This window comes from Nocardia sp. NPDC056564 (genome assembly GCF_042793755.1).
Lineage (GTDB): Bacteria > Actinomycetota > Actinomycetes > Mycobacteriales > Mycobacteriaceae > Nocardia.
This window is the reverse complement of the sequence record NZ_JBHTUR010000003.1, coordinates 212,436-223,200: the sequence shown is the minus strand read 5'-3', so window position 1 is coordinate 223,200 and position 10,765 is coordinate 212,436. Positions and strand designations below refer to the sequence as shown.

The 10,765-nt window shown below is 67.2% G+C and carries 9 protein-coding genes; 1 reads left to right on the top strand and 8 read right to left on the bottom strand.

Annotated elements, in window-relative coordinates:
• Nucleotides 1-9: 9 nt before the first annotated feature.
• The 8 genes from ACFQ9K_RS08915 to prpD form a co-directional block, all read right to left on the bottom strand.
• On the bottom strand, nt 10-726 hold the full coding sequence (locus ACFQ9K_RS08915; protein ID WP_378717633.1) for a response regulator transcription factor: 717 nt from the start codon (nt 724-726) through the stop codon (nt 10-12).
• Nucleotides 727-789: 63 nt separating this feature from the next.
• Nucleotides 790-2,226, bottom strand: coding sequence for a flavin monoamine oxidase family protein (locus ACFQ9K_RS08910; RefSeq protein WP_378717635.1), 1,437 nt, complete (start codon nt 2,224-2,226; stop codon nt 790-792).
• 533 nt (nt 2,227-2,759) lie between these two features.
• A complete protein-coding gene (locus ACFQ9K_RS08905) occupies nt 2,760-3,623 on the bottom strand; it encodes an ADP-ribosylglycohydrolase family protein (RefSeq protein WP_378717636.1) in 864 nt (287 codons plus the stop codon).
• A 91-nt stretch (nt 3,624-3,714) separates the two neighbouring features.
• Nucleotides 3,715-4,149 (bottom strand): hypothetical protein, encoded by a 435-nt coding sequence (locus ACFQ9K_RS08900; RefSeq protein WP_378983006.1) that lies wholly within the window; start codon nt 4,147-4,149, stop codon nt 3,715-3,717.
• Nucleotides 4,150-4,373: 224 nt separating this feature from the next.
• Nucleotides 4,374-5,264, bottom strand: a complete 891-nt coding sequence (locus tag ACFQ9K_RS08895) for an alpha/beta fold hydrolase (RefSeq protein ID WP_378717639.1) — start codon at nt 5,262-5,264, stop codon at nt 4,374-4,376.
• Between the two features lie 209 nt (nt 5,265-5,473).
• The gene (locus ACFQ9K_RS08890; RefSeq protein ID WP_378717640.1) at nt 5,474-6,652 is read right to left on the bottom strand and encodes a bifunctional 2-methylcitrate synthase/citrate synthase; all 1,179 of its coding nucleotides are present in this window, start codon (nt 6,650-6,652) and stop codon (nt 5,474-5,476) included.
• Nucleotides 6,649-7,563, bottom strand: a complete 915-nt coding sequence (gene prpB / locus ACFQ9K_RS08885; protein WP_378717641.1) for a methylisocitrate lyase — start codon at nt 7,561-7,563, stop codon at nt 6,649-6,651. Before prpB ends, ACFQ9K_RS08890 begins: the two co-directional genes overlap by 4 nt.
• A complete protein-coding gene (prpD, locus tag ACFQ9K_RS08880) occupies nt 7,563-9,065 on the bottom strand; it encodes a 2-methylcitrate dehydratase PrpD (RefSeq protein ID WP_378717643.1) in 1,503 nt (500 codons plus the stop codon). Before prpD ends, prpB begins: the two co-directional genes overlap by 1 nt.
• A 153-nt stretch (nt 9,066-9,218) precedes the next feature.
• On the opposite strand from prpD, the gene ACFQ9K_RS08875 reads away from it, so the two are divergent.
• Nucleotides 9,219-10,640 carry a short-chain fatty acyl-CoA regulator family protein gene (locus tag ACFQ9K_RS08875; RefSeq protein ID WP_378717645.1) on the top strand — a complete coding sequence of 474 codons (1,422 nt, stop codon included), beginning with the start codon at nt 9,219-9,221 and terminating at the stop codon, nt 10,638-10,640.
• Nucleotides 10,641-10,765: the final 125 nt, after the last annotated feature.

Genomic DNA, 10,765 nt, shown 5'->3' with positions numbered 1-10,765 from the left:
GGCGGCGGGCTAACCGGCGGCCCCGCCGGCCCCGGCCGGTTCGATGGCGTGCGCCGGCTTGCCCCGGGTCGCGTCCTCGTTGAAACGGAATCCGACGCCGTGCACCGTGACGATCCAGTCCGGCGAGCCGAGCTTCTTGCGGACGCTGCTGAGGTGGGTGTCGATGGTCCGGCTGGCCAGCGACGTCACCTCGGCGTCCACGTCGTCGTATCCCCAAACCCGTTGCAGCAGTTCGGCCCGGCAGAACACCTTCTGCGGTTCGGCGGCGAGCAGCCGGAGCAGTTCGAACTCCTTGCGGGTCAACTCGACCAGCCGGTTGCCCACCCTGACCTCGCGCAGCGCGGAGTCGATTTCCAGCTGGCCGACGATGAGCGCGGGCTGGGACATCATGTGCACCCGGCGCAGCAGGCCGCGCAGGCGGGCCATGAGCTCACGGCTGTGATACGGCTTGACGACGCAGTCGTCGCAACCCGCCTCCAGCGCGAGGACCTGGTCCAGTTCGAAGGACGAGAAACCGATGATCGGGATGTCGCTGGCGCGGCGGATCTCCCGGCACAGGGTGAGGCCGTCGAAGTCGGTGAAGTCGAGATCGATGAGCACCACGTCGAAATCGGGGTAGGACGCCATGGTTTCGGCTCCCGTCGTGGTCGGCTCGGGTTCGAAACCGTGCCGTTTGAGGTCATTGATCGTATCGTCGATCCCCTGGCAGTCCGCTACGATCAGCAAGCGCGGATGAAGCAAGACGCTCCTCCCTTCCGTATGGCAATTCAGTTGTTCGGCCGTGCGCGATCAGCGGGAAGACAGTTCGAGAAGAACTCGAATGGACGACTCCAGTGCGTAGTTCATTGAACCGCCGTTCGGTTCGAACGCGGTGTGCTCACCGGCGAAATGGATGCGCCCCTCCGCCGTCCGGGTGTGTTCCATGAGTTCGCCGTGACCCACCTCCGGCAGGATGTAGGCGCCGCCGGCGTAGGGCTCGTTGTCCCAGGCCACGGAGGCGCCGAGCTCGAAGTTGGCGCGGGCGCCCGGCAGCATCCGCTCCACCTCGCGCAATGCGAAATCCACCCGTTCGTCCTCGGTCATGCTCGCCGCGGCCTGCGCGGGCCAGCCGGTGAGCCAGCATTCGAGGATTTTGCGCGGGCCGGGTAGTCGCGGCGTGGCGTCGCGGACGGTGCAGATCGCGGTGTCCGCGGACAACATCAGTTTGTCCTCCGGCCAGAATTTCTTCCGCATCTGCAGGTAGATGCGCAGGACGGAGACGTATCGGAGGTTGCGGATCGCCGAATGCTTCGCGGCCGACAGTCCGGCCATCGAGAGATTGAGCCGGCGCATGCTGCTGAACGGCGCGGTGACGATGACCCGATCCGCGCTGATCGTCTGCAGCCGGTCGCGGTCGAGGAAGGTGACCTGTGCCGCGCGCTCGCTCTGGGCGATGCGGACTGCCGGGCTGCGGTAGTGGACGTGGTCTTTGACCTTGTCCGCGAGGGCGTGGGCGAGCAGGTCGGTGCCGCCCTTGACCTTGTACCACTGGGCGCCCGCCGCGGAGAACGAGCGCGGGCTCGACTCGTACCGGGCCCAGGCCATCGCGGAGGCGGATTCCAGTTCGCCGCCGCGCATTTCGAGGAACAGCGGTTCGATCAGCGCGATTGCGCCTGCCGACGCGCCGCGGTCCTGCAGGATCCGCCGCACCGAGATCCGGTCCAGCTCCAGCAGATTCGGCGTGGGGGTCCAGTCCGGTGCCGCGACCTCGGGTCCGAGGTTCTCGTTGAATTTCGTGACGTACCTGGCGAACAGGTCGGCGACGGTGAGCTGCCGCTCATCCGGGTGCAGCCCCAGCGTATCGGCGTGGTCGGCGACCTGATCCGGCCGGATCCGAATGCCGTTGCGGTAGTAGCGGAAATCGGTGTCGACCAGATCGCTCGGCTCGGTCTCCAGACCCATTTCCCTGAGGTAATGCATGGTGTAATGGCACTGTTCGGTCACCGTCATCGCGCCGGCCTCCGCGTGCAGGCCGTCGGCGAACGGGCGCCGGAACGTCCAGGTTCGGCCGCCCGGCCGGTCACTCGCTTCCAGAACGGTGACGGTGGTACCTTGCTTCGCCAATTCGAATGCTGTTGCGAGACCGGCCAATCCGGCGCCCACAATGATGGCGGAATCGATGTTATTCTGAGCTGGAAGGCCGCCGTCGAAGGTATGTCGGACGTCTTCCTGTGTAAGCCCCTGCACTGCTTTCCCTCCGGTGAATGCGCTTGATTTCCACCGGCTCAACAATGGTATTCTGAACCGAAATCATCAGACAAATCATCACGCTGACGGAAATATAGTCATCACTGATCTTCCACCCAATTGGATGAAATTATCGTATCAAGGCGCCGGAAGCCGGGCAAACAAATTTCAGTAGCCAGAATTTAGCTCGACGAGGGTGGTTCACACCTCGCTGCCCGGATGCCGTTTGCTTATCCCACTGTGACCGTTATCACACTGTGGCTCCTGTTTGGCCCGCAACTAACCGCAGGCGACTGCCGACTGAGTGGTCTCTCCGGTGCCGGACCGGGCTGGTCAATGTGCTGGCGGGCATGGCATTTCGAGCTGGTCAAGTGTTCAACTATAGATATCGGCTAACTTTTCGCAATCGCCGGAGGGCGGTTAGACGACCGGTCGGTCTTGCATTCGTGTGATCAGATGCCGGACGGCTGCGCGGGCGAACAGTGGTGCGCCCTGTCGCTGACGCCGGCCATTCGCGAAATGCTGGGCCGGCGTCACGCTGTCGCCCATTCGGGAAGTGGTTCGCGTGCGGCGAGCCACTGCTCGGGAATGCCGCGAATAGCACCACGGCCTCCGATGCCCGTGTGGGCGGCCACGATTCCACCGACGATCGCGGCGGTCGTATCGGCGTCGCCACCGGCTTCGACACAGGCGGCGACGGCGGACGGGTAGTCGTCGAGGAAGGTCGCGGCGGCCCAGAGCGTGAACGGGATGGTGTCCTGGGCGCTGACCGCCGCACCGTTGCCCAGCTCGTAGGCGGCCTCGGCCACCGTGCGTCCCATGAGTTTCCGGGCCCGACGCACGCCGTCGGAGGTGCGGCCGTCGACCAGGTACGGCTCGACGGAGTCGAGTAATTCGGTTGCCGTGCAGCCGGTTACGCGAGTCGCCGCCGCATGCGCGGCCGCGGCGGCGACCAGCATCGCGCCGACGATCGCCTCCGGATGCCGATGAGTGACCTCGGCGGACAGCGCGGCTTGCGCGGCCGCTCGGTCCCGGTCACCGGCGAAGTACGCCCCGAGCGGGGCCACCCGCATCGCGGCGCCGTTGCCCCAGGAGCCGCGGCCGTCGAACGCGGCGCCGGCCGCCTCGCGCCACGGGCGTCCGTCCCGAATCTCATGCAGCACAACGACTGTGCCGCCGCCGTAGCCGCGATAGGGTTCGCAGCGGTCGGCGAAGACGGCCGCGAGCGCGTCCTGGTCGATGGCGTCGCGGTGCCGGATTTCCGCATAGACCGAACAGGCCATCTCGGTGTCGTCGGTCCACGGCCACGGGCCGGCCGGCGGTCGCCCGGCGAGCAGATCGGGTACGGACCGGCCGGGGACGAAGAACTGCGCGCCCAGCGCATCACCTACGGACAAGCCTTCGAGGCTGTCGGAAACGGGATCGGAATTCGGCGGCATACCCGCGCAATAATGCCGATCGCGGCGAGTGAGCGCAACCTTTGTGCGGCTACACGCTGTCCGGCTCGGCGTTGGGCATTACGTGCGCCACGATGCACCGCTCGATATAGGTGAGCCATTCGTAGCCCTGCGTGGTGCCCGCGATCCACGCCGCCGTCGCACCGCCGACCACGTCGCGCGGGGGTGGCGGCGCGGGGTCTTCGACGGGCTGGGGTGCGCCCTGCCGATTCGGATTATCCGCGGCGTGGCGCCCGAGTTCGATATCGGGCGCCGGCGCGATATCGCCGAGCGGGTGCTCGTCGAGGGGCAGATCCGGTACCGCTTCCGGCCCGGTTTCCGGTGGCGACGAGACCGGGCCGGTCGGCTCGCCGACCGTAGTGTTGTGGGCGCGGGCGGCCGTCGGACCGCTGCTGTGCGATACGCCGCGGTCGGCCGTGACCAGGGCGGTGAGCAGCGCGGCCGTCGATACCACGGCCAACCGCATCGGGACGTCAGGCTTTTGTGGTGCGCGGTGCTTACCCATCGGCTACTTTCCGTCGATTACCGTCGGGTTTGAGAGTTTAAGCCGCGCAACCAATTCCGGCTACCAGTGTAAGTTGTGCTTCACGAACGTTAAGTTGGCACCGGACTCGGCACGGTGAAGGGATTATTCGGTAACGCCGAAATGTAATTCATCGGAACACATTCCGATTCCGCGGAAGCTCAACGTTACCCGTTGTCGTCGTCCGCTTTGCGCACCATTCTGGCGATCTCGCGGACGATCAGATCCGGGTCGGTGGCGGGGACGTTATGGCAGGAGTTCTCGGCCAGGACATGCCGCCCGAGCGGCGATCGAGCGGCCCGGTGGGCATGGGAGGCGATGGCCGCGGCGCGCATCGCGGCGTTCATGCCTTCACCGGCCAGTGCGCCCGAGATGACGGTGACCGGGACCGGGTCGTGGTCCGGCGGGTTGCCGCGCCAGGTCGCCAGCTCGTCCAGGAAGGTCCGCGCCTGCTCTCGCTGTGTGCGAATCACGCTGGGACGGAACGCCTCTCGTTCCATCTCCGGCCGAACATCGTCCGGCGCGGCCCGCAGTTGCGCCCGGAACAGCAGCTTCAGCAACCCCAACCGGGCCAGTACGCCGCTCACGGCGATCGCACCGCGTTCCAGCCGTCGAAACCCGCGACCGAACAACACGTCGGCGGCCTCGTCCGTCGGATCGATCAGCACGAGCCCGGCGATCCGATCGAGCCGCCGGGCCGCCGCCAGCCGGACGATCGGCCCCCCGGCGCTGTGCCCGACCAGCACGAACGGGCCGGGCCCGAAATGGTCCAGCACCTCGTTCAAGTCGTCGGCCATCCGGCTGAGCGTGCGATCGGTGACATCCGGCGCACTGCGGCCGAGTCCGGACCGGTCATACGCGACCGCCCGGGTGAACCGGCCCACTCCCGGCTGCACCAATGCCCAGGACCACCGCGCCGCGGCCGACCCGGCCTCGAACACGACGGTCGGCGCGGCGCCGGCGTGGGCGCCGGCCACCACCGTCGCATACAGTCGCCGTCCATCCCGAGTCCGCACCCACTCCGGCGCCCCCTGGGTGTGCTGCGCGATGTCCGTCATGGTCCCCCCGAATTCTCGACGTGGCACGACGACCGCGCCCCTCCCTGCCTGATCCGCGAAACCGATTCCCGCCGAGTGAACTCCACACACTCGCCGAGCTCCCGCGGATCAGCCGACCGTCACCGGCCTACGCTAGTTCATAGCAGGGGGAACGGCCTACGCCAAAGTCCGCTCACCGTCCAGGGCGCGATCCGGACGGATGGCGCGAGTCAGGCGACCACCGAACGCTGTGCCACGCCGACGTATTCGCTCAGCGGGCGGATCAACGCGTTCGATTCGCTCTGCTCGATGATGTGCGCGGCCCAGCCGGTGATCCGGCTCATCACGAAGATCGGGGTGAAGATCTCGATGTCGAAGCCGAGCAGGTAATAGGCGGGGCCGGTAGGGAAGTCGAGGTTGGGCTTGATGCCGGTGGCCTCGTCCATGGTGCGTTCGAGGATCTCGTACATCCGGACCCACTTGTGCCCGCCGGTGGCCGCGGCGATGTCGAGGAAGGCCCGCTTCATGGTCGGGACCCGGGAATCGCCGTTCTTGTAGACCCGGTGCCCGAAGCCCATCACCTTGTCCCGCTTGGCCAGCTTGTTGCGCAGCCACTGCTCGGCGAGGGCGGGGTCGTCGATCGCGATCATGTCGTGCATGACCGCCTCGTTGGCCCCGCCGTGCAGCGGGCCCTTGAGCGCGCCGACGGCCGCGGTGACCGCGCTGTAGATGTCGGACATGGTCGAGGTGACCACGCGGGCGGCGAAGGTCGAGGCGTTGAAACTGTGCTCGGCGTAGAGGATCAGCGAGACCTCGAACGCCTTCACCAGGTCCGGGGACGGGATCGTGCCGAAGCACATGTGCAGGAAGTTCTCCGCGAACCCGAGGTGCGAGTGCGGGGCGATCGGCTCCAGGCCGTGCCTGCGGCGGTGGTCGGCCGCGACGATGGTCGGCAGCACCGCCATCATCCGTAAGGCCTTCGCGCGGTTGGCCGCCGGGCTGCTGTCCGATTCGGCCGGGTCCTCGGCGCCCAGGTAGCTGATCGCGGTGCGGACGACGTCCATCGGATGGCAGTTGTCCGGCATCTTCATGACCAGCGACAGCAACGACCGGTCGACCCGCCGCGCCGCCCGTTCCTGCTGGCAGAACCGTTCCAGCTGAGCGTCGTTGGGCAGCTCGCCGTACCACAGCAGGTAGGCGACCTCCTCGAACGAGCAGTGCGCAGCCAGGTCCTGCACGGCGTAACCGCGGTAGGTCAGCGAGTTGGTCTCGGGTACCACCTTGGACACCGCCGTGGTATCCACGACAACGCCGGCCAGCCCTTTGTGGACAGTCGGCACGGCGGCCGCCGAACCGCCCGTCGCCTGATCGCCACCCGTCACCGAATCGTTGCGCGATGCTGTAGTCATTGGTCCTTCCCCAGGCTGAAATCGAAGACATCGGAATCGAATTCGTTGTAGCGCTCGTACCGGAGCAATTCGTAGAGCCGGCTGCGCGGCTGCATCCGATCCAGCAGGCCGGCCTGAGTACCCTCGGCGAAGATCTCCCGCAATCCGTTCTCGGCGGCCCACATCGCCAGGCGTAGCGTCGAGACCGGGTAGATGACCGCGTTGTAGCCGATCGACTCCAGCGTCTTCGCCGTCAGCAATTCGGTCTTGCCGTACTCGGTCATGTTGGCCAGCAACGGAATCGACACGGCCGCCCGGAACTTCGCGAAGTCGGCCGCGGTGGCGAGCGCTTCGGTGAAGATCAGGTCCGCACCGGCGGCGGCGTAGGCCTTGGCCCGCTCGATCGCCGAGTCGATGCCCTCCAGGCCGGCCGCGTCGGTGCGTGCACAGATCGCGAAATTCGGGTCACGCCTTGCGGATACGGCCGCGCGCAGGCGGCGCACCATCTCCTCGGTCGGCACCACGCCCTTGCCGTCGAGGTGGCCGCAGCGTTTCGGATTGATCTGGTCCTCCAGGTGACAGCCCGCGATTCCGGCGTCCTCGAGGAACGTCACGGTGCGCGCCGCGCTCATCGGCTCGCCGAATCCGGTGTCCGCGTCGATGAGGACGGGCAGATCGGTGACCCGCGCGATCTGCCGTCCGCGCTCGGTCACCTCGCTCAACGTGGTCAAGCCGATGTCGGGTAGCGCCAGATCGGCCGAAACCACCGCGCCGGAGACGTAGACCCCCTCGAACCCGATCTCCTGAATCAGCGTGGCCACCAATGGATTGAACGCACCGGGAAACCGCTGAATCGAGCCCGACGCGAGTCCCGCGCGGAAGGCGGCGCGCTTGTCCGCGGCCGAGGTCGCGGCGGCGAGCGGGCCCGGCATCAGAACAGCCCCTTGGGCAGTCGCGGCGCCCGCGCGAGCACCTCGTCGGACACGGTGAACGAAAGCTGGCCCAGCTCAGCGGCACTCAACTCGGCGGTGCGCTGGGCGACGTCGAGGAACCGATCCTGCTCGGCCGGCGCGACGACGCCCTCGGCCAGGGTGCGGAACTTCGCGATGTACTGCTCGCGGGCGAACGGACGGGCACCGAGCGGGTGTGCGTCGGCGATCGCCAGCTCGTCGACGATCACCTCGCCGGACTCGAGGGTGACCTCGGCGCGCGCGCCGAACGCCTTCTCCGCGGGGTCGGTGGAGTGGTAGCGCCGGGTCCACTCGGGGTCCTCGGCGGTGGAGATCTTGCGCCACAGCTCGACCGTGTCGGGCCGCTGCGCGCGCTCGGGCGCGTAAGACCGCTCATGGTGCCAGGTTCCGTCCTGCAACGCGACCGCGAAGATATACATCACCGAGTGGTCGAGGGTCTCGCGCGAGGCCGTCGGGTCGAACTTCTGCGGGTCGCCGGAACCGGTGCCGATGACCACGTGGGTGTGATGGCTGGTGTGCAGCACGATCGAGGCGATCCGGTCGAGATCGCCGATGCGCGCGCGCATCCGGCGGGCCAGGTCGATCGGGGCCTGGCTCTGGTACTCCGCGGAATGCTCCTTGGTGTAGGAGTCGAGGATGGCCCGCTTGGCCTCGCCGGGGCCGGGCAGCGGCACCGAGTACTCGGCCTTCGGACCGCCGAGCAGCCAGGCGATCACGCCGTCCTCGCCCTCCCAGATCGGCGACGGCGCGCCCTCGCCCCGCAGCGCGCGGTCGACGGCCTCGACGGCCAGCTTGCCCGCGAACGCCGGCGCGTAGGCCTTCCAGCTGGAGATCTCGCCCTTGCGGGACTGCCTGGTCGCGGTCGTGGTGTGCAGTGCCTGGCCGACGGCCTGGTAGATGGTCTCGGCGTCGAGGCCGAGCAGCGTGCCGATGCCTGCCGCGGCGGACGGGCCGAGGTGGGCGACGTGGTCGATCTTGTGTTCGTGCAGGCAGATCGCCCGCACCAGATCGATCTGGATCTCGTATCCGGTGGCCAGGCCGCGGATCAGGTCGCGGCCGGTGCGCCCGGTGTGCTGGGCGACCGCGAGGATCGGCGGGATGTTGTCACCGGGATGCGAGTATTCCGCGGCGAGGAAGGTGTCGTGGAAGTCGAGTTCGCGCACCGCGACGCCGTTGGCCCAGGCCGCCCACTCGGGGGAGTAGCCGCCGCCGACGCCGAACACGGCCGCGCCCGGTCGATAGGGGTGTGCCAGCGCCTGGGCGCGGGCATTGGCGACCGGGCGGCGGGTCAGCGCGGCCGCCGCGACCGCGGCGTTGTCGATGATCCGGTTGATGATCATCTCCGCCGTGTCCGGCGCCACCTCGACCGGATCGGTGGCGACCTCGGCGATGCGCCACGCGAGGTGTTCCGCGCGCGGGAACCGCTCGGCGGAGCGGTGGGTGCGAACGAGATGATTCTTCACCGTGGAAATCCTCCAGACTTCGATGTAAGCGTCCTTTTCGCACGCTACACACCACGATCGACCTGGAAAACACCTCGCAAATGCCTATTTTTGCGGAAGCGAACGGGTGAACTTGTAAAAGTTGTGTAAGACGATGGTGCTAGATTTCGGACTATGCAGAAGGTGTACGCGGGCGGGCGATTGCGCGCACTGCGGGAGCAGCGGGGGCTGACCCAGACCGGGATGGCCACGACGCTCGGGCTGTCGGTCAGCTACGTCAATCAGCTGGAGAACGACCAGCGCCCGCTGACCGTGCCGGTGCTGCTGCGGCTGAACTCGACCTTCGATCTGGACATGCAGTTCTTCGCCGCGGACACCGACGCGCGGCTGCTCGCCGATCTGCAGGAGGTGTTCGCCGAGGAATCCGACGGGGTCGCGATCACGACCGCCGAGATCGACGAACTCGTATCCCGGATTCCGGCCGCGGCGCGGGTGCTGGTCGGCATGCATCGCCGATTGCTCGGCGCGACCGAACAACTCGAACGGGTGTCGGCCGGGATCGACTCCCACGATTCGGGCACCGGTATGCCGTATGAGGATGTCCGCGACTTCTTCTACGACCACCGCAACCACATCCCCGATCTGGACACGGCCGCCGAAGAACTGTTCACCAGAAGGGGATTCACGCTCGGCGGGCTGGATCTCCAGCTGAGCAGGCTGTTGCGGGAGGAGCACGATATCGCGGTCGTGATCCGTACCGATGATCCCGATCGGCCCGGCCCGAAACGCACGTTCGATCCGGGGACGAGGACGCTGACGCTCGCCCGCCGGTTGTCGGCCGGGCAGCGGGCATTCCAACTGGCGACGCAGTTGGCGTTCCGCACCCAGGCCGACACCATCGACGCGGTCATCGCGCGGGGTGACTCGCTGGCCGCGCAGTCGCGTGGGCTGTTGCGGGTCGGGCTGGCCAACTACTTCGCCGGGGCATTGATCTTGCCCTACACAGCGTTTCACGACGCGGCGGAGGCGCTGCGCTACGACATCGACCTGCTGTCGGCGAAATTCGAGGTCGGGTTCGAGACGGTCAGCCACCGGTTGTCCACGTTGCAACGGGCCGGCCGGCGGGGTGTGCCGTTCCTGTTCGTTCGCACCGACCGGGCCGGGAACATCTCGAAACGGCAGTCCGCCACCGCGTTCCATTTCTCCCGGGTCGGCGGCAGCTGCCCGCTCTGGGTGGTGCACGAGGCGTTCGGGAGTCCGGGGCGTATCCGGACCCAGATCGCGCAGATGCCCGATGGCCGCCGGTATCTGTGGCTGGCCCGCACCACCGACGAGAGCACGCCGGGGTATCTCTCGCCCAAGCGAGACTTCGCCATCGGGCTCGGGTGCGACCTCAGTTACGCGCACAAACTCGTCTACTCGCACGGACTTCCGCTCGATGACCCGAGTACCGCCATCCCGATCGGCCCCGGCTGCAAAGTGTGTGAGCGCGCCGACTGTGCCCAGCGCGCGTTTCCACAGCTGGGCCGGCCCATTCGGGTCGACGAGAACAACGCCCTCAACATTCCGTACACCCCGGGTGACCAACGCGGCTGACCGGCGACGGTAAGTAATGCGGCGTCGGGGAGGCCGTCACCGGTATGAAAGTAAATTTCACCAAGACGTTAGTTTGCGGCATTATGATTTACGATTTCGCCGAATTTCCTGAATAAAAGGTGATG

Coding starts and splice junctions, on each gene's coding strand:
- ACFQ9K_RS08900 (WP_378983006.1), bottom strand. CDS start 4,149: ATGCGGTTGGCCGTGGTATCGACGGCCGCGCTGCTCACCGCCCTGGTC.
- ACFQ9K_RS08895 (WP_378717639.1), bottom strand. CDS start 5,264: ATGACGGACATCGCGCAGCACACCCAGGGGGCGCCGGAGTGGGTGCGG.
- ACFQ9K_RS08890 (WP_378717640.1), bottom strand. CDS start 6,652: ATGACTACAGCATCGCGCAACGATTCGGTGACGGGTGGCGATCAGGCG.
- prpB (WP_378717641.1), bottom strand. CDS start 7,563: ATGCCGGGCCCGCTCGCCGCCGCGACCTCGGCCGCGGACAAGCGCGCC.
- ACFQ9K_RS08875 (WP_378717645.1), top strand. CDS start 9,219: ATGCAGAAGGTGTACGCGGGCGGGCGATTGCGCGCACTGCGGGAGCAG.